The sequence below is a fragment of the Streptosporangium sp. LJ11 genome (assembly GCF_051918945.1).
Classification (GTDB): domain Bacteria; phylum Actinomycetota; class Actinomycetes; order Streptosporangiales; family Streptosporangiaceae; genus Streptosporangium.
On the sequence record NZ_JBPXMB010000008.1, the window covers coordinates 89,640 to 115,345 of the forward strand.

General features: G+C 71.2%; 20 protein-coding genes. 12 read left to right on the plus strand and 8 right to left on the minus strand.

Features of this window, described 5'->3' with window-relative positions:
• Positions 1 to 120: 120 nt before the first annotated feature.
• On the minus strand, positions 121 to 1,353 hold the full coding sequence (gene rho / locus ACTOQ3_RS13870) for a transcription termination factor Rho (protein ID WP_440083791.1): 1,233 nt from the start codon (positions 1,351 to 1,353) through the stop codon (positions 121 to 123).
• A gap of 171 nt (positions 1,354 to 1,524) precedes the next feature.
• Here rho and ACTOQ3_RS13875 point away from each other — a divergent pair, with 171 nt between their 5' ends.
• Positions 1,525 to 2,271 (plus strand): MBL fold metallo-hydrolase, encoded by a 747-nt coding sequence (locus tag ACTOQ3_RS13875; RefSeq protein WP_440083792.1) that lies wholly within the window; start codon positions 1,525 to 1,527, stop codon positions 2,269 to 2,271.
• 10 nt (positions 2,272 to 2,281) lie between these two features.
• Here ACTOQ3_RS13875 and ACTOQ3_RS13880 read toward each other — a convergent pair whose 3' ends face one another.
• Together ACTOQ3_RS13880 and ACTOQ3_RS13885 are read right to left on the minus strand one after the other, a co-directional pair.
• Positions 2,282 to 3,511, minus strand: coding sequence for an MFS transporter (locus ACTOQ3_RS13880; RefSeq protein WP_440083793.1), 1,230 nt, complete (start codon positions 3,509 to 3,511; stop codon positions 2,282 to 2,284).
• A gap of 62 nt (positions 3,512 to 3,573) precedes the next feature.
• Positions 3,574 to 4,287, minus strand: coding sequence for a helix-turn-helix domain-containing protein (locus tag ACTOQ3_RS13885; RefSeq protein WP_440083794.1), 714 nt, complete (start codon positions 4,285 to 4,287; stop codon positions 3,574 to 3,576).
• Between the two features lie 69 nt (positions 4,288 to 4,356).
• On the opposite strand from ACTOQ3_RS13885, the gene ACTOQ3_RS13890 reads away from it, so the two are divergent.
• Positions 4,357 to 5,652 (plus strand): benzoate/H(+) symporter BenE family transporter, encoded by a 1,296-nt coding sequence (locus ACTOQ3_RS13890; RefSeq protein WP_440083795.1) that lies wholly within the window; start codon positions 4,357 to 4,359, stop codon positions 5,650 to 5,652.
• Between the two features lie 12 nt (positions 5,653 to 5,664).
• Here ACTOQ3_RS13890 and ACTOQ3_RS13895 read toward each other — a convergent pair whose 3' ends face one another.
• On the minus strand, positions 5,665 to 6,132 hold the full coding sequence (locus ACTOQ3_RS13895) for a hypothetical protein (protein WP_440083796.1): 468 nt from the start codon (positions 6,130 to 6,132) through the stop codon (positions 5,665 to 5,667).
• 114 nt (positions 6,133 to 6,246) lie between these two features.
• Here ACTOQ3_RS13895 and ACTOQ3_RS13900 point away from each other — a divergent pair, with 114 nt between their 5' ends.
• From ACTOQ3_RS13900 to ACTOQ3_RS13920, 5 genes are all read left to right on the plus strand, one after another.
• The gene (locus ACTOQ3_RS13900) at positions 6,247 to 7,362 is read left to right on the plus strand and encodes an FAD-dependent oxidoreductase (RefSeq protein ID WP_440083797.1); all 1,116 of its coding nucleotides are present in this window, start codon (positions 6,247 to 6,249) and stop codon (positions 7,360 to 7,362) included.
• A gap of 104 nt (positions 7,363 to 7,466) precedes the next feature.
• Positions 7,467 to 8,432, plus strand: coding sequence for a magnesium transporter CorA family protein (locus ACTOQ3_RS13905; RefSeq protein ID WP_440083798.1), 966 nt, complete (start codon positions 7,467 to 7,469; stop codon positions 8,430 to 8,432).
• 139 nt (positions 8,433 to 8,571) lie between these two features.
• Positions 8,572 to 11,160, plus strand: coding sequence for a DUF4118 domain-containing protein (locus ACTOQ3_RS13910; protein WP_440083799.1), 2,589 nt, complete (start codon positions 8,572 to 8,574; stop codon positions 11,158 to 11,160).
• Positions 11,157 to 11,825, plus strand: a complete 669-nt coding sequence (locus ACTOQ3_RS13915) for a response regulator (RefSeq protein ID WP_440067761.1) — start codon at positions 11,157 to 11,159, stop codon at positions 11,823 to 11,825. The genes ACTOQ3_RS13910 and ACTOQ3_RS13915 overlap by 4 nt, the downstream gene beginning before the upstream one ends.
• A 123-nt stretch (positions 11,826 to 11,948) precedes the next feature.
• Positions 11,949 to 12,671: an HNH endonuclease family protein gene (locus ACTOQ3_RS13920; protein ID WP_440083800.1), complete on the plus strand. Its 723-nt coding sequence runs from the start codon at positions 11,949 to 11,951 to the stop codon at positions 12,669 to 12,671.
• 15 nt (positions 12,672 to 12,686) lie between these two features.
• On the opposite strand, the gene ACTOQ3_RS13925 is transcribed toward ACTOQ3_RS13920, so the two are convergent.
• Positions 12,687 to 13,580, minus strand: coding sequence for a DUF4429 domain-containing protein (locus ACTOQ3_RS13925; protein ID WP_440083801.1), 894 nt, complete (start codon positions 13,578 to 13,580; stop codon positions 12,687 to 12,689).
• Between the two features lie 227 nt (positions 13,581 to 13,807).
• Between ACTOQ3_RS13925 and ACTOQ3_RS13930 the strand changes: the two genes are divergently transcribed.
• On the plus strand, positions 13,808 to 15,085 hold the full coding sequence (locus ACTOQ3_RS13930; protein ID WP_440083802.1) for an aminotransferase class I/II-fold pyridoxal phosphate-dependent enzyme: 1,278 nt from the start codon (positions 13,808 to 13,810) through the stop codon (positions 15,083 to 15,085).
• A 292-nt stretch (positions 15,086 to 15,377) separates the two neighbouring features.
• Positions 15,378 to 15,779: a hypothetical protein gene (locus ACTOQ3_RS13935; protein ID WP_440083803.1), complete on the plus strand. Its 402-nt coding sequence runs from the start codon at positions 15,378 to 15,380 to the stop codon at positions 15,777 to 15,779.
• A gap of 117 nt (positions 15,780 to 15,896) precedes the next feature.
• On the opposite strand, the gene ACTOQ3_RS13940 is transcribed toward ACTOQ3_RS13935, so the two are convergent.
• Together ACTOQ3_RS13940 and ACTOQ3_RS13945 are read right to left on the minus strand one after the other, a co-directional pair.
• Entirely contained in the window at positions 15,897 to 16,238 is a 342-nt protein-coding gene (locus tag ACTOQ3_RS13940; protein WP_440083804.1) for a hypothetical protein, read from the minus strand.
• Positions 16,239 to 19,202: 2,964 nt separating this feature from the next.
• Complete coding sequence (locus ACTOQ3_RS13945) at positions 19,203 to 20,198, minus strand: LacI family DNA-binding transcriptional regulator (protein WP_440083805.1); 996 nt, start codon at positions 20,196 to 20,198, stop codon at positions 19,203 to 19,205.
• A 427-nt stretch (positions 20,199 to 20,625) separates the two neighbouring features.
• On the opposite strand from ACTOQ3_RS13945, the gene ACTOQ3_RS13950 reads away from it, so the two are divergent.
• The gene (locus tag ACTOQ3_RS13950; protein WP_440083806.1) at positions 20,626 to 22,365 is read left to right on the plus strand and encodes a discoidin domain-containing protein; all 1,740 of its coding nucleotides are present in this window, start codon (positions 20,626 to 20,628) and stop codon (positions 22,363 to 22,365) included.
• A gap of 95 nt (positions 22,366 to 22,460) precedes the next feature.
• On the plus strand, positions 22,461 to 23,381 hold the full coding sequence (locus tag ACTOQ3_RS13955; protein ID WP_440083807.1) for a DUF1996 domain-containing protein: 921 nt from the start codon (positions 22,461 to 22,463) through the stop codon (positions 23,379 to 23,381).
• Between the two features lie 277 nt (positions 23,382 to 23,658).
• Here ACTOQ3_RS13955 and ACTOQ3_RS13960 read toward each other — a convergent pair whose 3' ends face one another.
• Positions 23,659 to 24,546 (minus strand): hypothetical protein, encoded by an 888-nt coding sequence (locus ACTOQ3_RS13960; protein WP_440083808.1) that lies wholly within the window; start codon positions 24,544 to 24,546, stop codon positions 23,659 to 23,661.
• Positions 24,547 to 24,928: 382 nt separating this feature from the next.
• Here ACTOQ3_RS13960 and ACTOQ3_RS13965 point away from each other — a divergent pair, with 382 nt between their 5' ends.
• A complete protein-coding gene (locus ACTOQ3_RS13965; protein WP_440083984.1) occupies positions 24,929 to 25,693 on the plus strand; it encodes a 2,3-dihydro-2,3-dihydroxybenzoate dehydrogenase in 765 nt (254 codons plus the stop codon).
• Positions 25,694 to 25,706 lie beyond the last annotated feature (13 nt).

A 25,706-nucleotide genomic window follows, 5' to 3' on the forward strand; every position in this document is an offset into this window, starting at 1 on the left:
ATCATCTCGCGTCCCGCCGAAGCCGAATCGTCCCGACGGACGCGGACCCGCGGGGGTCTGCGGGGGTCTTCGGGGTCTTCGGGGGTCTGCGGGGGTCTTCGTGGGTTCGGGGACGGCGGATCAGGCGGTCTGCTGGATCTGCCGGAGGAAGGCCGCGTTGGAGGGGGTCTCACTGAGCCTGCCGGTGAGGAGTTCCAGGGCCTGCTGCCGCTCCAGGCCGCCCAGCGTGCGGCGCAACCGCCAGGTGAGCTGCCGCTCCTGAGGGTCGAGGAGGATCTCCTCGCGGCGGGTGCCGGAGGCGTCGAGGTCGACGGCGGGGTAGAGGCGCTTGTCGGCGAGGGCGCGGCTGAGGCGCAGTTCCATGTTGCCGGTGCCCTTGAACTCCTCGAAGAGGCTGTCGTCCATCCGTGAGCCGGTCTCGACCAGCGCGGTGGCGAGGATGGTGAGCGAGCCGCCGTCGCGCAGGTTGCGGGCGGCGCCGAAGAAGCGGCGCGGGGGGAGCAGCGCCGTGGCGTCGATGCCTCCGGCGAGGGTGCGCCCGCCACCGGGGGCGAGGTTGTTGTACGCGCGGGCGAGCCGGGTGAGGGAGTCGAGCAGGAGGACGACGTCGTGCCCGGCCTCGGCGAGGCGCTTGGCGCGCTCGACGGCGAGTTCGGCGACGGCGGTGTGGTCGCGGTCGGGACGGTCGAACGTGGACGCGGCGACCTCGCCGTGGATGGACTCGCGCATCTCGGTGACCTCCTCGGGGCGCTCGCCGACGAGCACGACCATGAGGTGGCAGTCCGGGTGGTTGGCGGTGATCGCGGCGGCCAGGTCCTGCAGGACCATCGTCTTGCCCGCCTTGGGCGGGGCGACGATCAGCCCGCGCTGGCCCTTGCCGACCGGCGTGAACAGGTCGACGACCCTGCCGGTCAGCGATCCGGTCTCCAGGCGGAGCCGGTCGCGCGGGTGGATCGGGGTCATGTCCGCGAAGTCGGGCCGGTGCCGCCGGGCGGCGGCGCCGTTCACGCTCTCCACCCCCTCCAGCCTCTCGTACGGGGCGCGTGCGGTGGCCACGACGTGGTCGCCGGGGCGCAGGCCGTACTCGGAGATCTGGGAGGGGGGTACGCGGACGTCGCGCGGGGACGGCAGGTAACCGCCTGTCCGCAGGTGTCCGGTCCGGTCGCGGACGTCGAGCAGGCCGGTCACGGTCTCGGCGGGGGCGTCGCGTCCGGGGGACCGTCCGGCCGTGGTCGCGCCGTTCCCCCGAGGGGCCTTCCTGATGGTGCCCGAGTCGCCTCCACGGGGACGCGGCACCTTCTTGGCAGTGATCTTTTCGACGGTGGGTTCTCTGAAAACGGGTTCGGCGGTCATGAATGACCTTTCACGGGAGATCGGGAGATCGGGACCGCACGCCTGGGACAGGGGCGGTGCCGAGAGAGAAAAGCGAGAAACGGGGGCGGATCATCGCACGCGGCCTAGCCAGCGGTGCGTCACGCCCGGTATCACGGTAGCACCGTTGCCCCATCCCGAACAGGAGAGCGGATGCTACATCAACCCATAACGGTCGCCGGGGTCGAGGTGTTCCCGCTGTGCGACGCGGTGGGACCGATGGGCGACGCGATCCGGCGCCCGATGCCGCAGATGTTCCCCGGTGGCCGCCACGGCGAGTCGGACGAGTGGATCCTGCACTTCCACTGCTACCTGCTGCGCGACGCGGCGGGCCGCACGGTGCTGGTCGACACCGGCATCGGTCCCCGCGACTCGCCCGCGGCGAGCTGGGCGCCGGTGCCCGGCGCCCTGGGCGCGGAGCTGGCCCGGGTGGGGACGGCCCCCGAGGAGGTGGACGCGGTGGTCATCACGCACCTGCACAGCGACCACGCGAGCGGTGCGGTGGTCGCGGGGGCGCCGGTCTTCGCCGACGCCCGGCACGTCCTGCAGCGCGCCGAGATCGACGCGGCGGGCGAGGCGGTCCTCGACCACGTCGTCCGGCCGCTGGGCGAGCGGGTGCAGGCGGTGGACGGCGGGGCGGAGGTGCTGCCCGGCATCCGGGTGCTGCTCACCCCGGGGCACACTCCCGGCCACCAGGTCGTGCAGGTCGGCGATCTGGTGCTGACCGGCGACGTGGTGCTGCATCCGGTGCAGCTGGAGGACCCGTGGGTGCCCTACCTCTACGACGCCGACCCCGAGCTGGCCGCCACCACGCGCGTGGAGCTGCTCGACCGGGTCAGGGCGGAGGGCGGGATGATCGGCACCGCCCACTTCGCCGAGCCCTTCACCAGGATCGTCTGAGCCGGGGTCGTCAGGAGCTCGTCCGGACGGCGGCGGCCGGGAGCAGGCGGCGCCGCGCCTTGCCCCGGTAGCGGACGACCTGGACGGCGCCCAGTGCCCAGATCGGGTACTGGGTGGCGAACGCCCACCGGAAGGAGTCCAGGCCGGTGTCGCCCAGGAGGTCGAGGGTGACGCCGATCAGGGCGATCACCACCACGGACGCGACGAAGCCGCCGCCGTTCACGATGCCGGTGGCCGCGCCGATCCGGGTGGCCGGGTTGAAGGTCCTGGCGTAGTCGAAGCCGATCATCGACCCGGGGCCGTTCGCCGCCAGCACCACCACGAGCGCCACCAGCAGCCAGAACGGCGCCCGTCCCGGCCAGACCAGCACGGCGGTCCACGCCCCGGCGGTGGTGCCGATCACGATGAGCACCATCCGGGAGCGGTGGAAGGGGAACCGCCCGGCGAGATAGCCGAGCAGCGGCCCGCACACCATGCCGCACAGGGTCAGCGTGGTCAGCAGCACGCCCGCCGTCGCGGGGGTCAGCCCCTGGCCCTGGACCAGGAACGGATATCCCCACAGCAGCAGGAACGCCGCGCCTGAGCACTGGGTGGCGGCGTGGGTCCACATGCCCAGCCGGGTGCCCGGCTCGGCCCAGGCGGCCTTCAGGCTCGGTGGCTCCCCCGTACGTTCGGGGCGGGGGTCGCGCAGCACCGTGACCAGCAGGAACGCGGAGACCAGGCCCAGGACGGCGGCGCCCAGGAAGGTCGGCGTCCAGCCGTACGTGTGCAGGGAGTAGATGAGGGGGACCGCGGAGGCGATCGCGCCGAGCTGGCCGAGCAGGCCGGTGAGCTGGACCATCAGCGGGTTGCGGCGGGCGGGGAAGGACAGGCCGACCAGCCTGATCACGCTGATGAACGTCATCGCGTCCCCGCACCCGATCAGCGCCCGCCCGGCGACCCCCGGCAGCAGCCCTCCGGCCAGGGCGAAGACGAGCTCGCCGCAGGCCATCACCGCGGCACCCAGGACCAGCATGCGCTTGGAACCGAGGCGGTCGACCAGCATTCCGACGGGCACCTGCATGCCCGCGTAGACCAGCAGCTGGCACATGGCCAGGACCGAGAGCCCCGCCGCGCCGACGTCGAGCCTCGCCGCCGCCTCGATGCCCGCCACGCCCAGTGACTGCCGGTGGAAGACGGCGATGACGTAGGCCACCACGCCCGTGGCCCAGAAGAGGATCGCCATGGACCGTGGTGTCATGGGGGAAATATTACTTTTTACGTGTTTTAGGAATGCGATCGGGTCCGCGAGGGACGCCGGGATCAGCGGCGCGGGTAGCGGATGAGCAGGCTGGCGTGGACGTCCTGGTCCCCGAGGACGGCGTACGCGTGCGGGACGTCCGACCGCCAGGAGATGTGCTCGCCGGGACCGGCCCGCAGGGGAGCCCCGGCCGGTCCGGCGCTCAGCGTTCCGGCGAAGACGGTGACGTGCTCGGTGACACCCTCGTGGTGGGCGGGCGAGACCTGCGTCGTCCCCGCCCGGAGCACCAGCCGGTAGAGCTCGTACGTGACCTTCTCGTCCTCGAAGACCTGGAGCAGCGTCCCCTCGACGGCCGTGCCGTGGACGACGGGGACCACCTGGGCTCGCCCGCTCCCGCCCGCGTCCACCGGCGGCGGGGTGCCGACGGCCATCGCCAGAGGGACGCCGAGCTCGGCGGTGATCGCCCAGAGGGTCTCCAGGGTGGGGTTGCGGGTGCCGTTCTCCAGGCCGGAGAGCGTGGCCTTGCCGACACCGGCGGCGCGGGCGAGGGCGGACAGGGAGATGCCGCGCTCCTCGCGCAGCCGGCGGATCCGCCGCCCGATGTCGGGGGTGCCGCCGTCCACGGCGGGTTCGCCGGGTGCGCCGGCGTTCCCTGAGAGCCGGTCGAGCGCGTCGGTGTCCGCCGAGGGTGTGCCGGCCGCACGGGTGGCGGCAGCGGGCCGGTCGGGCGTGCCGGTGTCCTTGGGGGGCCTGGGGCTTTGTGCTCCGGAGTCCATGGGGCTATCGTGCAGCACAAGAACCGTTCCGTTTACGGAACGGGCGGCGCCGTCCCCCGAGGACCGAACATGACACGCGTGCTTCAACCCGTGCTGGCCGGAGTGGTGGCCGCGGTGGTCGGTTTCGCCAGCTCCTTCGCCGTGGTCCTGGCAGGGCTCAGGGCGGTGGGCGCCGACCAGCGGCAGGCGGCGTCGGGGCTCCTCGTCCTCTGCGTGGCCATCGGCGTGGTGGCCGTCTGGCTGAGCCTGCGGCAGCGCGTCCCGATCGTCATCGCCTGGTCCACTCCCGGAGCGGCGTTGCTGGTCGCGACCGGTGCCGTGCAGGGCGGTTTTCCCGCCGCGGTCGGGGCGTTCGCGGTCTCGGGACTCCTTCTCACCGCCGCCGGTCTCTTCCCCGTCCTGGGCCGGTGGATCGCGTCCATCCCCACGCCGATCGCCGGTGCCATGCTCGCCGGGGTCCTGCTCGACCTGTGCGTCGCGCCGGTCAGGGCGCTCGCCGAGATACCGCTGATGGCGGGTCCCGTCGTGCTCACCTGGGCGCTGCTGAGCAGGTTCGCCCGCAGGTGGGCGATCCCGGTGGCCCTCCTCGTCGCCGTCGTGGCCATCGCGCTGACCGGTCCCGGGCTGGGCGCGGTGGACGTACGGCCGGTACTGGAGGTCACCGTCCCTTCCTGGAACGCCCAGGCGATGGTCGGCGTCGCGCTCCCGCTGTTCCTGGTCACCATGGCCGCGCAGAACGTGCCGGGCATGGCGGTCCTCGCCGGGTACGGCTACCGCCCCCCGCTGCGCGGGATCCTCGTCTCCACCGGCCTGGCGAGCACGCTGGCCGCCCCGCTGGGCGGCCACGCGGTGAACCTGGCGGCGATCAGCGCCGCGCTGTCCGCCGGGCCCGACGCCGACCCCGATCCGGCCCGCCGGTGGATCGCCTCGGTCGCCTCGGGCGTCTCGATGATCGTCCTTGGGATCGGCTCGGGGCTGGCCACCGCGCTCGTGCTGCTCTCCCCGCCGCTGCTCGTCGAGGCCGTCGCCGGCCTCGCCCTGCTCGGCGCGCTCGTCTCGGCCGTCGTCTCGGCCGTCGCCGACCCCGAGGGCAGGGAGGCCGCGGTCGTCACCTTCGTGGTCACCGCGTCGGGACTGACGCTCCTGGGCGTGGGCGCCGCGTTCTGGGGGCTCGTCGCGGGCGGGCTCATGACGCTCCTGCACCGTCGCGGGAAACCCGCTCGAACCCCGGCCGACGGGGCGCCGGTGGGCGAGGCCCCGGTGGGCGAGACCGTGCCGGATCAGGGGCAGGATCCGGGCGCGGACGCGGGCGAGGGAGGTCCGGGCATGCCTCAGCCGGTGCGGCCTGCGGGGCGCACCGGCTGAAAGGGGATGTGACTAGCGGTGGTCCGAGCGTCCGTGGCGACCGGCCACGAGCTGGTCGGTGGAGGGCTGACGGGGCACCTCGACCCGGGGGTGGGGCGCGGTGTCCTCGACGCGGTCGTCGACGCCGTCGCGGTCGCGGTCGACCGCGGGGGTCGTGGCCGTGGTCGTGGCGGTCGCGGGGGTCTCTTCGAGCTTGCGCTCCAGCTCCCGCTTCTCCTCCTCCAGGCGGGTGACGCGGTCACGCGCCTCCATCCGCGAGGCGCGGAGGCTGCGACGCTTCACGGCCGAGCGCCGCATACCGGAGAACATCATCCCCAGGCCGAGCAGGAAGACCGCTCCGGTGGCCACGCCCGCGAAGAAGAGCTCCAGCTGGGTGAACTGGAACAGGCGGTCGAACACGGTGAACGAAGCGGTGGTGGTCGATGCTGCGGTCTCGTCCCAGGAGACCGCGATCACGGTCGCACCCGCGAGTACGATCAAGAGAAGTCCCAGCACTATCATGTGGCTACCACCTCAGGCTTTGGCTGTTGTGGTAGCCACTGCTGCCCTCGGCGAGCGGGATTATTCATCGGATGCCGATGGTTGCCAGGGAATGTGAAGGACGAGCTGCCGCGAAACGCCACGAACATTGACGTCGTCGTCATCGGCGCGGGGCAGGCGGGGCTCTCCAGCGCCTACTTCCTGCGCCGGGCCGGGCTGGACTTCACGGTGCTCGACCGCTCCCCCGGGCCCGGCGGCGCGTGGCAGTTCCGCTGGCCGTCCCTCACCCTCGGCGCCACCCACCACGTGCACGACCTGCCGGGGCTGCCGCTGGGCGCCGTCGACACGACCCGGCCCTCGGCCGAGGTCGTCTCCGAATACTTCGCCGCCTACGAGCGGGCCTTCGAGCTGCCGGTACGCCGCCCGGTCGAGGTGCGGGCCGTCCGGGAGGGCGCGGAAGGGCGGCTGCTGGTGGAGACCGGGGCCGGTGACTGGTCGGCACGCGCGCTGATCAACGCCACCGGCACCTGGGACCGCCCGTTCTGGCCCCGCTATCCGGGCCAGGAGACGTTCCGGGGGCGCCAGCTCCACACCGCCGACTACGTGAGCCGCGAGGAGTTCGCGGGCATGCGCGTGGTGGTGGTCGGCGCCGGGGCCTCGGGCGTCCAGCTCCTGATGGAGATCGCGGAGGTCGCCACGACCACCTGGGTCACCCGGCGCCCTCCCGCCTTCGTCAGGGGGCCGCTCAACGAGAACCTCGGCCGCGAGGCCGTCGCCAGGGTCGACGCCCGCGTCCGAGCCGGGCTCGTACCGGGCAGCGTGGTCGGGGCCACCGGATATCCGGTGACCCCCCAGGTGGAGGCGGCCATGGCGGCGGGTGTCCTCGACCGGCTGCCGATGTTCGACAGGATCACCCCCGAGGGCGTGGCCTGGGACGCCGGGCCAGGTGGGCCCGCCCGCCTGGTCAGGGCGGACGTGATCCTCTGGGCGACCGGCTTCCGGCCCGTCGTCGGCCACCTGGCCCCGCTGCGCCTGCGCGAGCCCGGCGGCGGCATCCGGGTCGAGGACACCCGGGCCCTCCTCGACCCCCGGGTTCACCTGGTCGGCTACGGTCCCTCCGCCAGCACCGTCGGCGCCAACCGCGCCGGCCGTACCGCCGTGCGGCACGTTCGCCGCCTCCTCGCCGCACCCGCCGCTTCCGGACAGCCGGTCCCCTCCGCGGCGGCGTAGGGGATCACGGCCGGAGCCAGGACGTCGCCGGAGATGCCACAGGGCGGCAATACGGATCTCCCGGAGATTCCGGGCCTGCCGCGGCAGGTTTAGGGTTGACGCCCATGGACCGTACCCGCCTGTATCGCAACGGCGTCCTGGAGGCCGAGGGCTTTCCCATCGACGACATCTCCGAACACGTGGAGGACGAGTCCGCCGTCGTCTGGTTCGACCTCTGCTCGCCCACGAAGGCGGACCTGGCGAAGATCAGTGAGGAGCTCGGTCTCCACCCCCTCGCGGTCGAGGACGCGCTGCACAGCCACCAGCGTCCCAAGCTCGACACCTACGACAGCCACCTGTTCATCACCGCCTACGCGGCGAAACTGGTGGAGACGGGGATCGACTTCATCGAGGTCTCGATCTTCGCGACCAAGAACGCCCTGGTCACCGTGAGAGAGAACCCCGAGCTCGACATCGACGACGTGATCAGGCGCTGGGACGCCAACGCCGGCATGGTCAGGTTCGGGGTGCCGTACCTGCTGCACGGCCTGCTCGACCACATCGTGGACGGCTACTTCGAGGTGCTCCAGGGGGTGGACGACCGGGTCGAGGAGCTGGAGGACGATCTCTTCCAGGACAACCCCGGGGACATGCCGCACATCCAGCGCCGGACCTACGACATGCACAAGAAGCTGGTGCGCTTCCGGCGGCTGGCGGTGCCGACGCGCGAGGTCGTGGGCAGCCTGTTGCGCAGGGAGGACGTCCTGGATCCCAAGCTGGCCCCGTACTACCAGGACATCTACGACCACACCCTGCGCACCGCCGAGTGGAGCGAGTCCCTGCAGGACCTGGTGAGCAACGTCCGCGAGGCCCACATGAACCAGCAGGGGTTCCGGCTCAACGACATCATGAAGAAGATCACCAGCTGGGCGGCCATCATCGCGGTGCCCACGATGATCACCGGTTTCTACGGGCAGAACGTGCCCTACCCCGGTTTCGCCCAGTCGGTCGGGTTCTGGACGTCCACGATCCTGATCATCGTGGGCACGGTGCTGCTCTACCGGGCGTTCAAGAAGCGCAACTGGCTCTGACCCGGTCGCCGTCCGCCGCCGCCCACCGGGTCACCTGATCGGCCGGGAGACCGCCCGCCGTAGCCTGGCCTCAGGGGAGAACGGCCGGGTCCGGCCCGGCATCCGGCAGGGATTCGGCGATCGGTGAGGGACGGGCTGCATGGCACGCGGACGGCTGCGCGTCTACCTGGGGGCGGCCCCCGGGGTGGGCAAGACCTTCGCGATGCTGGCCGAGGGGCGTGGGCTCGGGGAGCGCGGTACGGACGTGGTGGTCGGGCTGGTGGAGACGCACGGTCGCGAGCGCGTCGAGAGGCTGCTGGAGGGGATGGAGATCGTCCCGCGGGTGGCGGCGGAGCACCGCGGGGCCGTGTTCGGCGAGCTGGACGTGGACGCCGTCATCGCGCGGAGGCCGGAGGTCGTCCTGGTCGACGAGCTGGCCCACACCAACGTGCCGGGCTCGCGCAACGCCAAGCGCTGGCAGGACGTGGAGGAGATCCTGGAGGCCGGGATCGACGTGGTCTCCACCCTCGACGTCCAGCACCTGGAGTCGCTCGGGGAGGCCGTCGAGGAGATCACCGGGGTGGTCCAGCGCGAGACGGTGCCCGACGAGGTGGTGCGGCGGGCCGGGCAGGTGGAGCTGGTGGACATGACCCCGGAGGCGTTGCGCCGCCGGGTGGCGCACGGCGACGTGTACGCGCCGGAGAGAGCGGACGCGGCACTGTCGACGTACTTCCGGCCGGGCAACCTGACGGCGCTGCGCGAGCTGGCGCTGCTGTGGGTGGCGGGAGAGGTCGGCGACAGCCTCGGCCGCTACCGCGCCGAGCCCCGCGTCGCCGGGGTGCGGGAGACCCGGGAGCGGGTGGTGGTGGCGCTGGCGGGGGGCCCGGAGGGGGAGACCCTGGTGCGCCGGGCGGCGCGGATCGCGGCCAGGTCCCCGAGGGCGGACCTGCTGGCGGTGCACGTGACGATGGCCGACGGCCTGGCGAACGCCGATCCGGCGCGCCTGGCCCGGCAGCGCGCGCTGGTGGAGAGCCTGGGCGGCGGCTACCACCAGGTGGTGGGCGACGACGTGCCGCGGGCGCTGCTGGACTTCTCCCGGCGGGTGAACGCCACGCAACTGGTGCTGGGGGTCTCCCGGCGCGGACGGCTCGCGCGGACCCTGTCCCGGGGGGTCGGGGTGACCACGGCCGCGGCCTCGGGGACCGTCGACGTCCACATGGTCACCCACGAGGGGGTGGGGAGGTCCGGCGTCCGCGGCCCGTCGCGCGCCGCGCTCACCCGCTCCCGCAGGCTCGCCGGCTGGGGGACGGCGCTGCTCGGGCTCCCCCTGCTCACCGCCGTCCTCCTGGGCCTCGGTCACGCGACGTTGCCGAGCGTGATACTGCTGTTCCTGCTGATGGTGGTCTGCGTCGCGCTGGCCGGCGGCATGTGGCCCGCGATCACCGCCGCGGTGGCCGGATTCGCCCTCCTCAACTGGTACTTCACGCCGCCGTTCCACTCGCTGGCCGTGACGCGACCGGAGAACCTGCTCGCCCTGGTCGTCTACGTGCTGGTCGCGATCATGGTGAGCGCGGTCGTCGACCTGGCGGCCCGCCGCGCCAGGGAGGCCGCCCTCGCGGGCGCGGAGGCCGAGGTGCTGGCGACCCTCGCCGGATACGTGCTCCGGGGCGAGGCGGCGCTGCCGTCCCTGCTCTCCCGGCTCAGGGAGATCTTCGGGCTGGCCTCCGTCACCCTGCTGGAACGCCGGCCCGACGGCCCGTCCGGCCCGTCCGGCCCGGAGACCTCGGACGGTCCCGACGGCTCGGATCGCTCGGACGGCTGGCGGATCGTGGCGACCGGGGGCGGGGAGCCGTCCACCCGTCCCGGCGTCGCCGGCACCGACGTGGTCGTCGACGACGACCTGGTACTGGCCGTACGCGGGTGGCTGCCCGGCACGTCCGGCCGCAGGGTGCTGGAGGCGTTCGCCGCCGAGGCGGCGGTGGCGCTGCGCCACCACCGCCTCGCCGAGCAGGCGGGGCGACTGCGCCCGCTCGCCGAGGCCGACAGGATGCGCACCGCGCTGCTCGCCGCGGTCAGTCACGACCTGCGCACCCCGCTCGCCTCGGCCAGGGCGGCCGTGGAGGGCCTGCGCGCCACCGACGTCGACTGGTCGCCGGACGACAGGGAGGAACTGCTCGCCACGGCCGACGAGTCCCTGGCCAAGCTGGACCGCCTGGTCGTGAACCTGCTCGACATGAGCCGCCTGCAGGCGGGGGCGCTCGGGCTGACCCTCCAGCCGACGGCGCTCGAGGAGATCGTCCCCCGGGTCGTCGACGAACTGGGCCCGCCGCACGACCGGGTGCTGAACCGCCTGCCCGAGGATCTCCCCGAGATCGCCGCCGACCCCGCGCTGCTCGAACGCGTACTGGTCAACCTCGTCTCCAACGCCGTCCGTTACAGCCCGCCGGGCGTCGCCGTGCTGGTCGGCGCGAGCGTGGACGGCGACCACATGGAGATCAGGGTCGTCGACCGGGGGCCGGGCATCCCCGAGGAGTCGCGCGACCGGGTCTTCATGCCCTTCCAACGGCTCGGCGACCGCGACAACGCCACCGGCGTCGGTCTCGGCCTCGCGCTCTCCCGGGGGCTGGCGGAGGCGATGGGCGGCACCCTCGTACCGGACGAGACACCGGGCGGAGGCCTCACCATGGTCCTGACCCTGCCCGTCTTCCCGCGGCACCGGGCCGCGCCCGCACCTGTGGAGGACCTGTGACGCGCATCCTCGTCGTCGACGACGAGCCCCAGCTCCTGCGGGCGCTGCGGATCAACCTGGCCGCCCGCGGGTACGAGGTGGCCGTGGCCGGCGACGGCGCCGCCGCCCTGCGCCAGGCCGCCGACAGGCACCCCGACCTGGTCGTGCTCGACCTCGGCCTGCCCGACATGGACGGGGTGGACGTCATCCACGGGCTGCGCGGCTGGACCACCGTCCCGATCATCGTGTTGTCCGGCAGGGCCGAGGGCCGCGACAAGGTGGAGGCCCTCGACGCGGGCGCCGACGACTACGTCATCAAGCCGTTCGGCGTCGACGAGCTGCTCGCCAGGATCCGCGCGGTGTCGCGTCGCGCCTCGGTCACCGAGGAGGAACCGGCCCGGTTCGTGATCGGCGAGCACGAGGTGGACCTGGCGGGCAAGACCGTCTCCGGCGGCGTGCGGCTGACCCCCACCGAGTGGCGCCTGCTGGAGATCCTGGTCCGCAACCCCGGCAAGCTGATCACCCAGCGCCGCCTGCTGAACGACGTCTGGGGCGCCGCCTACGGCAAGGAGACCAACTACCTCCGCCAGTACATGGCCCAGATGCGCAAGAAACTGGAGCGTGACCCCGCCCACCCGGTCCACCTGCTCACCGAACCGGGCATGGGCTACCGCTTCCAGCCCTGACCGCTTCCGGCCCCGACCGGCCGCCCTCCGGGTACGGTCTCAACCAGCGGACACCCCCGTGTCAACCAGGGGATTGCCGGGAATCGGTCAAGCACGAGCCTGTAGACCCTTCTGGAGGCATGGGTGAGCACGCGGGGGGTGGTCACCGTGATGCTCGGCGCCGCGGTGCTCTTCTCACTGTCGACGCACGACGACACGCGCGCGAGGGCCGCGCCGGCCCGGGTCGCGCCGCTGGACAACCCGGACGGTGTGGGCCCCGGACTGGCGCCCGTCAGGTCGACCGGAGACCGGGGCATCGCCGTCAGGCTGATCGGGAGGCTCCGGGTCGGGCCGATGGGTTCCAAGGCCGGCTACAGCCGTGCCAGGTTCGGCGAGAACTGGGCCGACACCGCCAGGGGAGTGCCGTACGCGCGCAACGGCTGCCGTACCCGCGACGACCTGCTGGCCCGCGACGGCGAGGACGTGCGCTACCGTCGCGGATCCGACTGCGTGGTCGTCTCCATGAAGTTGCGCGATCCCTACACCGGCCGGATCGTCCGCTGGACCAAGAAGCGTTCCGACGAGATCCAGGTCGACCACGTGGTCCCGCTGTCCTACGAGTGGCGGATGGGGGCCTCCCGCTGGCCGCTGTCCAAGCGCAAGCGCATCGCCAACGACCCGCTCAACCTCCTGCCGGTGTACGGCGACGCCAACGAGGCCAAGGGCGGCTCGGGACCGGCGTCCTGGCTCCCTCCCGTACGCGGGGTCCGCTGCGCCTACGTCGTCCGCTTCGCCCAGGTGGCCCTGAAGTACAACCTGCCGGTCACCCGCGCGGACAAGACCGTCATGCTCGCCCAGTGCCGGTGACACCCGCGCGGCCGCTCAGAAGCGGCGAAGCAGGGCCTGCTTGGCGGTGGTGAACTCCTCGTCGGTGAGAACGCCGTCCTTGTGCAGGTCACCGAGTTCGCGCAGGCGGCGCAGGAGCGAGTCCGGGTCGTCGCCGCCGGCGGGTGCCGCGGGTGCGGTGGCCTCGATCGCCGGGGACTCCGCGGCGGCGGGCAGCCGGGCGCCCGAGGGGTGCGGCAGCCTGGCGAGGATCGCGGCGACGAGCAGCGCCGTCGTGCGGGTCTCCTTGTCGAAGCCCCACAGGACCAGGCAGCTCGGGTCGTGCTTGGGAGCGAGCTTGTGCGGTGCCACGCCCTTCGGGTGGAAACGGAGGTAGCCGTTCTCCAGGCCCGCGGTCGGGAACCACTCCACGCCGTTCAGGTCCTTCAGCGCGATCCGCTGGGGACCGGCCGACTTCTTGGCCTCCTCGGTGGCCCAGTTCCATTCGAGGCGGATCGACTCGCCGTCGAACGTCGCCGTGCCGTCGCCCGCCGGAACCACCACGGGCAGGGCGGGGCCGGGCATGAGATAGCGCTCCGAGGGACCGTCCGGCACCTGCTCGATCACCAGCGCGTTGCGTACCTCGTCGACGAAGTACTCGGCGGCGCCGGTGCGGTCGGCGTCCACGACCAGCTGGTACGGGTCGGCGGCGTCGGCGATCCGCCCGCCCGCCGCCTGGTTGAACGGGTCGGCGCCCTCGCGCAGCCGCAGCCGCAGCCTGCCGCCCTTCTTGCCGGGCTCGTAGGCGATGCCGGCCACCGCCTCCAGGGGCACCCGCACCTCGCCCAGCAGCTGCCGCAGTTTCTTCACGCTCCGGTCGCGGCCGGGGACGATTCGCAGGAGCTCACCGTCGAACGTCCAGGTTCCGTCACGCACCATGACCTCCGCCATACGGCGATCGTATGGCGAGCCGGTCACATGACGCGCATGATCGAGCGTCGAATCGTCCGGGACGGCGCGACGCGAACGGTTCGGCTTTCGATCGGGCGTCGCGGTCTTCTATTCTTCGAATATTCTTCGAAGTCGACCAGGCCACCTTCGGAGCCGCTCCACAACCGTCTTCCCAGCCGGTCGCCGACCGCCTCCGGAGCCGATCACCAGCAGGCGAAGGAACTCCCGTGACCTCTCCGGCCCTGACCATCGACGAGCTGACCGCCCGGCGAGACGGCGCCCAGCGTGACTACGACGCGCTCGTCCGGCGCGGTCTGTCCCTCGACCTGACACGGGGCAAGCCGTCGGCGCGGCAGCTCGACCTCTCCGAGGCGTTGCTGGACCTGCCCGCCGGTCACACCGCCGCGGACGGCACCGACTGCCGAAACTACGGCGGGCTCCAGGGCCTGGCCGAGCTCAGGGAGATCTTCAGCGGCCCGCTGCAGGTGCCCGCCGCCCAGCTCGTCGCCGCGGACAACTCCAGCCTCTCGCTGATGCACGACTCGATCGTCCACGCCCTGCTCGGAACGCTGCCCGGGGCCGAGCGCCGCTGGGCCGACGAGCCGCGGATCGCGTTCCTGTGCCCGGTTCCCGGGTACGACCGCCACTTCGCCCTGTGCGAGCGGTTCGGCATCGAGCTGATCCCGGTGCCGATGAACGCCGAGGGGCCGGACATGGACGTCGTGGAGCGCCTCGTGCTCGACGACCCCCAGGTCAAGGGCATCTGGTGCGTGCCCAAGTACAGCAACCCCGGCGGTGTCTCCTACGGTGACGAGACGGTGCGGCGCCTGGCCGCCATGCCGGCCGCCGCCCCGGACTTCCGGATCTTCTGGGACAACGCCTACGCCGTGCACCACCTGACCGACACGCCCGTGGAGATCGCCGACATCCTGGCGCTGTGCGCGGAGAACGGCAACCCCGACCGTGTCTTCGTCTTCGGCTCCACCTCGAAGATCACCTTCGCCGGTTCCGGCGTCTCCTTCTTCGGCTCGTCCCCGGCCAACGTGGCCTGGCTGCTCGGGAACACCGCCAAGCGCACCATCGGCCCCGACAAGCTCAACCACCTCCGCCACGTGGAGTTCCTGCGCGACGAGAACGGCCTGGCCGAGCACATGCGCCGCCACCGGGAGCTGCTCCGGCCGAAGTTCGACGCGGTCGAGACGATCCTCACGAAGGAACTGGGCGGCAGCGGCCTGGCGACCTGGTCCAGCCCCGCGGGCGGCTACTTCATCAGCCTCGACGTGCTGGAGGGTTGCGCGCGCGAGGTGGTGCGGCGGGCGGGAGAGGCGGGCATCGCCCTCACCCCCGCGGGCGCCACCCACCCGTACGCGACGGACCCTCGTGACAGCACCATCCGCATCGCTCCCACCTATCCCGAGCTCGACGAGCTGGAACTGGCCATCTCCGGCCTCGCCACCTGCGTGCGCCTCGTCGCCACCGAGAAGCTCCTGGAGGGTGCCCGCTAGGCACCCGCCGGGCTGTCGGTCACCGGGCCGCGCTCCCGGGTGCCGAGATCGCGTACGCGGCCAAGGCGTTCCCCGCCACGACGTGGGCCTGGACGTGGGCCTGTAGGAGGCCGGCCCGCGGAGACCTGCGGCGGGTGAGGAATGGCGCAAATGAACGTAGGGAAAGGGTGAAGAGAACACCTCGACATTGGCCTGCGGGCATTTCCCGGGCTTTCATGGAGGGGCAGAGACCGACCCCTTCGGCGAATGTCTGCTCCGCAACGAATGTCTGTTTTATGAAGGAGTGGTGGCGATGTTCGGGACCGAACCGGCGGGATTCTCGCTCGCCGGAGGATTCGTCGCCGTCGTCGCCGCCGCCATGGCCGCCTCGCTGCTCCTCGCGCCGGCGGAGGTCGCCGGCCGCGTGCTGATCATGGCGATCGCCGTGTGCGCCTACGCCGCCTGTGGAGTCCGCGCCGGGGTCGCGCTGGCGACGGCCGTCATGGCGTGGTTCTTCGGTACCGGATTCCTGGTCAACGGTGCCGGGGAGCTCAGTTTCGGCAGGCCGGACCTGGTCCGCCTCGGCATGCTCGTCGCCGTCGCGCTGGGCGCGAACGCGTGCACCGCCGCGTACCGGGTGGTCGCCGCCAGGCGCAGGCTCCGCGTCCCGCTGGCCGGAGAAGACCCCTCGCGGCTGGTCCTCGTCCGGAACTGACGCGCCCCCGGCCCGAGGGCCGCATGATCCGCGGACGTCCTCCGAACGGTTCCCCTGCCGTGCCCGGCCGGTGCCGGGCACGGCATTCTCCGCTGTCCGATGAGGCTCCGCGGGGGTTCAGGCCGGCGGTGTCTCGTTGGTGAACTTGTCGCAGTTGGCGGGGTACGCGGGAGGTCCGAGAGGCGTTCCCGGAGCGAAGAAGCCTCCCGTCACCGGAACCGGGCGGCCGAGCAGGCATTTCGTCCAGGAGACCTGACCGGCCGAGTTCTGAACCGTGAGGTGAAGGTACGGAAGGGCGCCGTCCTGAAGGACCGTCGCCGCGACGTCCACCACATCGGTGGGATGGCCGGGGACCGTCGAAAGGTCGTGCCAGCGTGGAGTCGTTCGCGGGTCGCGGATCCGCGCCGTCCCGTCGCTCCGAACCGACGCGGTGATCGGTTCGAGAAGCAGGTAGGCCACGGACACGGCGGACGTCGGCGCCGCGGGGCCCGCGGGCCCCGCGGGTCCCGCCGGGCCGGGTGCGCCGGGCGTGCCCGCGGCTCCCGTGGCGCCGGTCGGTCCCACCGGTCCGGCGGCACCCGGTTCGCCCGCGGGGCCGACGGGTCCCGCCGCGCCCTCCGGGCCCGCGGGCCCGGGGGCACCGGTGGCTCCCGCGGGTCCTTCCGGGCCGATCGGCCCGATCGGTCCAATCGGCCCGATCGGTCCGATCGGCCCGATCGGACCGGCGGGTCCCGCCGGTCCTTCCGCTCCCGCGGGTCCTTCAGGTCCGATCGGGCCTGCCGGTCCCGCGGGTCCGACGGCTCCGGCCGGTCCTTCCGGCCCGATCGGTCCCGTGAGCCCCTCGGCTCCGGCCGGGCCGCTGGGGCCGGCCGGACCCATCGGCCCGGCCGGACCGATGGCGCCCGTCGCGCCCACAGGCCCCAGCGCGCCCGCGGGACCCGGCGCGCCAGGTGCGCCGGGGGCGCCGGTGTCACCCTTCGCTCCCGTGGCTCCCGCCGGTCCGGCCGGACCGGCCGGACCCATGGCGCCCATCGGGCCCGCCGGTCCTTCGGGTCCCATCGGTCCCATCGGCGCGAGCGGGCCGTCCGGAAGGCTCGCCTCGACCGGATCCGCCGGGTCAGCCGGTTTCGCCGGTTTTTCTGGGTTCGCCGCGTTCGCAAGGTTCGCCGGGTTCGCGGACTCCGACGGCAGTCCGAGGTTCGACGCCTTCCTTCCGCTGTCGCGGCCCTCCCTGTTCTTTCCGCCGGCACGGCTGTGCTTGCCGGGACGGTCACGGTCACACGCGCAGTACCTCCCCTGGCACTTGCAGTCTTCCCGCTTGAGGGGTCTCATCAGGAACACACGCGCGTCGTCCAGCGGGCTGGTCACCCTCCGAACCGGAACGGTCTCGCCACCGGCGTCTCGCGTGTCGAGGGGACTGATGCCTGTGGTGTCGGTTATGGCGTTGGCCGGCGTCTGACAGGAAAGCGCCAGGACGGCACCGATCGCTGTTGTCGTTACGGACCAGTTTCGAGCACGTTTGCCGGAATCAATAATTTGAGCCCGTCTTCTACCGCTAGAAGTCATCGCATTCCATGTCTTTTATGATTCCAGGGAATCGGATTTCTTGAACCGCGACGGTGGCGGCAAGCAGGAGTTACCCGATGATCGACACGGCAAAGCGCAACCCTCGTTAACAAGGTTTAAACGGATTCGTCAACGGCGGGGATGTGTCCAGGTTGTTGAGCTTGAAAACCGTGTGCTCCAGAGATTTCCTGTCCTGTGGGCAATGACCGGAATTTAGGGTTCTTGGATGTCGCGAGAATTTTGGCGTGATTCACCGGCCGTGGCCCGCGATAAGGTCTGTGCGGTTTTCGCCAATGATTTTCCGATCCGGATCCGGCGTCCGCCGCCGCTTTTCAGCTGCCGGGACCGGCCGGGCTCACGACTGCCCGAGTGGCCTTCCCGTGAACTGGAGGGAAAGAACCGCGCGACCACGCGAGCCCCTCCGCCTCGACCGCTCCGGCGGCGCGAGCCCCCGTCCCGCTCGCTCCGCCCCGGGAAGCTCTCGTACGCGAGACCGGACCAGGAACAACGCGGAGAACACGGCTCTTACGCAGGTCCAACACACGAGCTTGAGACCGTCACGGTGGGCTGGAGTGCTCCGCCGTTGGCGAACGTGACGCTCCACCGGTTGCCGATCACCGACTCGGAGGTGATCACGTCGACCCCCAGGGCGCTGCCACTCCATTCTCCGGCGACGACGAGCGTGCCCGCAGGGCATACGCCGCCGAGAACGGTCACCGTCGTGTCAGCGGGAACGGGAGTCGGCGTCCCCGCGGCGACCTGCCTGGTGGCCAGGGCGCTCGACCCCGCGGGTCCCGCAGGTCCCGCCGGACCGACGGGACCCGGCGCGCCGTCGGCGCCCGCGGGTCCGGTCGTTCCGGCGACTCCAGTCAGGCCGATGGGTCCTATCGCGCCGTCCGCGCCCGCTGGTCCTGCGGGTCCTGCGGGTCCGGCGGGTCCTGTCGCGCCGTCGGCGCCTGCTGGTCCTGTCGCTCCGTCCGCGCCTGCGGGTCCTGGGGCTCCGTCCGCTCCTGCCGGTCCTGCGGGTCCGGCGGGTCCGGCGGGTCCTGGGGCTCCGTCGGCGCCTGCGGGTCCCGCCGGTCCTGGGGCTCCGTCCACGCCTGCGGGTCCCGCCGGGCCTGCCGGACCGGCGGGGCCGCGCAGCCCGATGCCCGGCAGCCCGTCCTCGCCGTCACGGCCGTCGCGGCCGTCGCGGCAACAGCAGCGCCTTCTCCCGCACTTGCATTTCTTCCGCGCGACGGTTCCCATCCCATGGATACGCGAACGGTCGCACCTTCCGGCCGCCTCACGAACCGGAGCGGCCACGTCACCGATGGTCCTCGTTTCGAGGAAGGGGATTCCCGTGATGCCGGTGACGGCGTCAGCCGGAGCCTGACAGGAAAGCGCCAGGACAGCGCTGATCGTTGCCGCGACGGGCCAGTTTCGAGCACGTTTGCCGGAATTGATAACCGAAGTCCGTCTTCTGTCGCTAGAAGTCATCGCGTTCCATGTCTTTTGTGATTCAAGGGAGTCGGATTGCTTAAACCGCGATAATGGCGGCAAGCAGGAATTACCCGATGATCGACATGGCAAAGCGCAACCCTCGTTAACGAGGTTTAAACGGATTCGTCAATTGGAGGAATATGTCCAGATTATTTGATTTTCCCGTCGCATGTACTCGGCGGATGGTCGTTCTCTGGGCGCGCGCCTCCGCGATGAGGGTCATCTATTATCCGTATGGATTTTTCAGACAGTCGTCAGCATATGGATTATTCAGTTTTTTCTGCCCTTTTTGGTGCATCGCCCGATGCCTTCCGGTGCTTTCGCGCCGTCGAACCCGAGCCGGCCGGTCCCCGTGTGTCCCGGCCGTACTCCCGGCTAGCTGGACTCCCTGACCACGAGCTGGGTCGGAAGGATCACCGGGGCGGCGGGCTCGCCTCGCAGCAGGCCGAGCAGCAGGCGGGCCGAGGCGGCGGCCTGCTCGCCCATGGGGCTGCGTACCGTGGTGAGCGGGGGGTCGGTGTAGAGGGCCGCCTCGATGTCGTCATACCCCACCACCGCCACGTCGTCGGGCACCCGCCGGCCCGCCTGGCGCAGCGCCCGCATGGCGCCGATCGCCATCAGGTCGTTGGCGGCGAACACCGCGTCCAGCGCGGGGTCGTCCTCGAGCAGCTGCGTCATGGCCTCGGCTCCGGAGATCCGGGTGAAGTCGCCGATGGCCACGATCGAGCGCCGTCCGGTCTCGCTCAGGACCTCGCGGTAGGCGCCGATCCTGTCCTGGGCGGCGGACATGTCCAGCGGACCGGAGATCGTGGCGATCCGGCGCCGTCCCCGTTCCAGCAGGTGTCGCACCGCCTGGGCGGCCCCTCCGGTGTTGTCGTTGTCGACCCACGGCACGTCCAGCCGGAAGGTGGGCCTGCCGTGGGAGACGAGGGGGACGCCGGTGGCGGCGAGTGCCGCCGGCAGGGGGTCGGCGCCGTGCATCGACACGAGCATGACCCCGTCCACGTGGCGGGCGGCCACGAACTGCCGGGCCCGTACGCGGGCGTCGTCGGAGCCGGCGAGCATGAGCATGACCTGCTTGCCCGCCGCCTCGAACTCGCGGCTGGCCGCGCGCACGACGGTGGAGAACATCGGATCGTCGGAGACGAGTCCGGCCGACGGGTCGGAGACGATCACCGCGATGGAGTCGGTGCGCCGGGTCACCAGGCTGCGCGCCGCGGGGTTGGGGATGTAGCCCAGGTCGTTCACCGCCCGCATGACGAGGTCGCGGATGTCGGAGGCGACCGTCGGCTCACCGTTCACCACCCTGGAGACCGTTGACTTGGACACGCCGGCCCGGGTGGCGACAGCCTCCAGGGTGGGTCGTCTCATGTGGTTCTCCCGCAGTTCGTACCGCCCGCTGACCGGTGGTGCCTGAACGTGCGGTCCCACCCTTCCCAAGCTTAATCGATGATCATGAAGAGAGCGCTCCCTCACAAAGGGTGACCGGAAGTGGGATTTCTGTCAATGTCCCGAACTCGTCCGAATTTTCCCTCGCGATAGCCGCCGGAGGAAATCGGAGAAATCGCTCCCCGGGAAGGATCTCCTTAGTCCCAGTTCACAGCCCGTTGTAACGATGCAAACGATTGTCCGGGAGCGCTCCCTGAGATGGACGGTTGATTGCCGGATCATGTGTGGCCCGTTTCGTCCTGGTTAAACGGACACTTGACAGCCCGTGTCGGACGAGAGCAATCTCTGGTTGAGAGAGCGCTCCCCGACCCGATACCGGTACGCACCCCCCACTCTCCGAGGAGACGCGATGTCCTCGTCCCGAAGTCCCGGCCGCCGCATGGCCCTGCTGATAGCCGCGGCCGTCACCCTCGTCACGTCCTGTCTCGCGATCATGCCCGCGGCGGCCGCCGACACCCTGCTCTCCCAGGGCAAGACGGCGACCGCCTCGTCCTCGGAGAACGTGGCCTTCCCCGCGTCCGCGGCCGTCGACGGCAACGCGGGCACCCGCTGGTCCAGCGGGTTCAGCGACCCGCAGTGGATCCAGGTCGACCTCGGCGCCGGTGCGACCATCACGCAGGTGACGCTGAACTGGGAGGCCGCCTACGGCAGGGCCTTCCAGATCCAGACCTCGCCCAACGGCACCACCTGGACCCCGATCCACTCCACGACCACCGCCACCGGCGGCAACCAGACGCTGGCCGTCAGCGGCACCGGCCGCTACGTGCGCGTGTACGGCACCCAGCGCGCCACCCAGTACGGCTACTCGCTCTGGGAGTTCCAGGTCTACGGGACCATCGGGGGCACCGACCCCACCCCGACTCCCACCCCTGACCCCGACCCCGGCGCGCTCAAGCTGCTGTCCTACGGCAGGCCCGGCGCGGCCTCCACCTCCCAGAGCGACGGGAACTGCTGGGAGTGCACCCCGGCCAGGGCGTTCGACCGCGACCCCGCCTCCCGCTGGGCGACCAGCTCCACCACCGGCTGGGTCGACCCGGGCTGGATCTCCGTCGACCTCGGCGCGACCGCGCAGATCAAGCAGGTCGTCCTCCAGTGGGACCCGGCCTACGCCAGGGCCTTCCAGATCCAGGTCTCGGACAACAACACCACCTGGACGCCGATCTACTCCACGACCACCGGCACCGGTTTCAAGCAGACGCTGACCGTCAACGGCACCGGCCGCTACGTGCGCATGTACGGCACCCAGCGCGCCACCCCGTACGGCTACTCACTGTGGGAGTTCCAGGTCTGGGGCACCGGTGGCGCCCCGATCACGCCGCCGCCGCTCCCGCCGGACCCGGCCAACCCGCCGACGACGCTCGTCTGGAGTGACGAGTTCAACGGTGGCGCGGGCACCAGACCCGACGCGGCCAAGTGGACCCAGGACCCGGGCACCGGCCCGAACAACGAGCTCGAGTACTACAAGCCCGAGAACACCGCCATGGACGGCAACGGCAACCTCGTCATCACGGCGCGGCAGGAGACCACCGCCGGATCGTCCTGCCCCGGCGGACCCTGCCAGTACACCTCCGGCCGCATCAACACCGGCGGCAAGTTCACCTTCACGTACGGCAAGGTCGAGGCCCGCGTCAAGGTCCCGAAGGGCAACGGTCTGTGGCCGGCGTTCTGGATGATGGGCGCCGACTTCCTCACCGGCAGGCCCTGGCCGTACAACGGGGAGATCGACATCCTCGAGGTGCTCGGCAAGGACGTCAAGACCTCCTACTCGACCATCCACGCTCCCGCCTACAACGGCGGCGGCGGCATCGGCGCCCCGTACACGCTGCCCAGCGGCGCGGACTTCTCCGACGACTTCCACGTCTGGGCCGCCACCTGGAACAGCAAGGGCATCGTCTACACCCTGGACGGCCGGACGGTCCTCACCCTGAGCAAGGAGCAGGTCGAGGCGACGCGCGGGCCGTGGGTCTTCGACCACCCGTTCTACATCATCCTCAACCTCGCGGTGGGCGGCGACTGGCCCGGCCCGCCGGACGCCGGCACCGGCTTCCCCAAGCAGATGCTCGTCGACTACGTGCGCGTCTACAAGTAATCCCCCCGCTCCGGCACGGCTCTCCCGGGCCGTGCCGGAGCCTCCCCGGAACCGGAGCCCCAACGGCCGAAAGTCCCCCAAAAAGGAGTCCATCCATGCACCCGGCACTCTCCCCGGCCCGCCTGCGACGCCGGTTACGTCCGCTGACCCTGGTGACCGCCATAGTGGCGCTGCTGGGCACGTCCCTCGTCATCCACACCACCCAGGCAAGCGCGACGTCGAAGGCCCAGGCGGGGGGTTCGTCCGCCGCGGTCGTACGGGTGGCGGAGTTCCTCGCCGACTGCCCCTTCAGCCACCGGCTGCCCGACGACCCGATCATCTTCCCGGGCCTGCCCGGCGCGTCGCACATGCACAGCTTCTTCGGCAGCACCACCACCAACGCCCACACGACCCTCGCGTCCCTGCAGAGCTCCCCCACCAACTGCAACCCGCGCACCGACCTGTCGTCCTACTGGGTGCCGACCCTCTACAACGGCGACACCCCGGTGGAGCCGACCATCACCACGTTCTACTACCTGGGTGAGGGCGTGCGCGACGACATCGTCGCCCGGACCCAGCCGCTGCCGCTGGGCCTGCGGATCGTCGCGGGCAACGCCAAGGCGACCACCCCCAACGACCCGACCAGCAACGCCCGCTGGTCGTGCCTGCACGCCGGTCACGTCCCGCCGTCCAAGGACTTCGTGACCTGTCCGGCGGGCACCATGATGGAGTCCTACCTGGACTTCCCGCAGTGCTGGAACGGCAGGGACCTGGACTCGGCCGACCACAAGAGTCACATGGCCTATCCGGTCAACCAGGCCTGCCCGGCCTCGCATCCGGTGCCGGTGCCGAAGCTGCGCCAGGTGCTGCGCTACCCGGTGAACGGGAACCCGGCCAACTTCCGGCTGGCGTCGGGCCGCGGGTACACGATGCACGGCGACTTCTTCAACGCCTGGCCGGTGGCCGAGATGGAGCGTCGCGTGCGCGACTGCATCCGCCCGGTCATCAAGTGCGGCGCGGACGGTACCCCGTCCTGACGCCCGGAGTGTGCCGGATTCGCGTTCCGTCCTGACAACGGTGTGCCGCCCCGGTACCTCGTTGACGACGGTGTGCCGAACCGGCAGCCCGTTCCGACGGCACCGGTGCGGGAGCCGACCTCCGCACCGATCCCCGTGCCGTCCCCGGCGGCGGGACCCGGAGCATCGGGTCCCGCCGCCGACGGGCGTCGCGAGAAAGCTCGAAAAGGGAGAGCCGGCTCGAAAGGGAAACTCGAGGGGAAGGTGAAAGGAAGGCGATGGGGAGGCTCGAATACGCCTACTGGCTCTCGCCCTCGCCGGCCTGCGCCTGCTCGTCCTGCTCGGCGAGCGTGCCGCACTTGTAGCCCGCCTCCCGTTCGGGCTGGAGCTGGATGCTGCCGAGATTCGTGGTCTCGATCGGGCGCCGGAAGGTGTCCAGCTTGTCGCAGTCGTAGAAGACGTACGTGCCCTCACTCTCTCCGAGCAGCATCATCCACCGGCCCTCGTAGAGGGGCTTGTCGTCCTCGGCGTTCTTGATGACGGTCCACTGGTCCTGGAACCCGACGTAGGGCAGGAGGTCGTTGGCCTGTCCCGTCTCCTGGACCTCGATCGCTCCCGTGATCATCTGCAGGATCAGCAGGAACCCCAGGCCGATGCCCGTGAGAGCGCCGGTGAGCACCTTCATGCCGGCGCGGCCGACGGGCTTGCGGCGCAGCAGCCGGAACGGCACCAGGAACGTCAGCACGCCCAGCCCCACCGCCACGACGACCATGGCGGCGATGTCGAGATCGCCGACGAGGCTCAACAGGCCCCAGTAGGTCGCGCCGCACCACAGCGCGGCGATCAGGGCGGCGATCCAGGGGCGTTGCCGTGCGGCCGCCGTGAGCCTTCCGATCGCGCCGCGGGTCATCTTGTTGACCAGCCAGCCGAGGCCGACGACGAGACCGAGAAGCGGCACGACGATCAGCAGGAGCAGGATCAGCGTCCCCATCAACCTGCCGAGCAGGACGGACTGGTCGATGCCCGCCTGCTGTGGGCTGATGTTGAACACCCCGTACATCTGCTCCACGCCGAGGTAGAGGACGGCGTAAAGCGCGACACCGATCGGGACGATGATCGAGCCGATGCGCTCGATCATCGCCAGGACGCCGGTGTTCTCCTCCTCGACGGGAGGTTCGGCCCGCACGGAAGGTTCAACGGGGGGTGCGGGGGGAATGTACGTAGATCGCTCTGAAGTATCCTGACTTGTCACGAAGGACGATGTTAAGTCATAGCGGTTGACACGACGTTGATTGAACATAAACGCGCCGAGTCGCGCCACCAGCTGGGAGAGCCCGAGGACCGCGCCGTTCCCGGAGCCGCCGAAGGGCCCTCCCGCCACCCGGGCCTTCCCCGAATCACCGTGTCCGGTGGGCCGGAGTGTTCCCATTAACACCCGTGATGTCCTCCTGATCTGTGAAAAGTAACTATAAGTTTTTGCTGCGCAACCCAAAGTAATGGGGTTAGCCTGCCTACCGGCACAGGCTGACGGCGACGAGAACTGCGAGCACGGCGGGGACGGCGAGGACATGGTGACGGAAGGCGCGGTGGCCATGGTCACCGGTGCGGCACAGGGCATCGGCGAGGCGGTGGCGCGAGCCCTGACCGCGACGGGCACGCGCGTCGCCGCGCTCGACGTGAACGCGGAGCGGGTCGAGCGCGTCGCCGCGGGGCTCGGCACCGCGGTCGCCTATCCCTGCCAGGTCACCGACAGCGTCGCCGTCGACGACGTGGTCGCACGGGTCGAGGCCGATCTCGGCCCGATCGGGCTGCTCGTCAACGTCGCCGGAGTGCTCTGCTCAGGACCGGCCGTCGCCACCAGCGACGACGACTGGGCCCGCACCTTCGCCGTCAACACCGGCGGGGTCTTCCACCTGTCCCGCGCGGTCGCCCGCCGGATGATCCCCCGCAGATGCGGGGCGATCGTCACCGTGGGTTCCAACGCCGCGGGCGTGCCACGGATGAACATGTCGGCCTACGCCGCCTCCAAGGCCGCCGCCGCGCAGTTCACCAAGTGTCTCGGCTTGGAGCTCGCGCCGTACGGCATCCGCTGCAACGTGGTGTCGCCCGGCTCCACCGACACTCCCATGCAGCGTGCCCTGTGGACCGGCGGCCACGACGCCCGGACGGCCATCGACGGATCGCCGGCCACTTTCCGGGTGGGCATCCCCCTCGGCAGGCTGGCCGACCCCGCCGACATCGCGGACGCCGTCCTCTTCCTGGCCTCCGACCGTGCCAGGCACATCACCATGCAGGACCTGTACGTCGACGGGGGCGCCACGCTCCGGTCGTAGCGTCGCCCCCTCC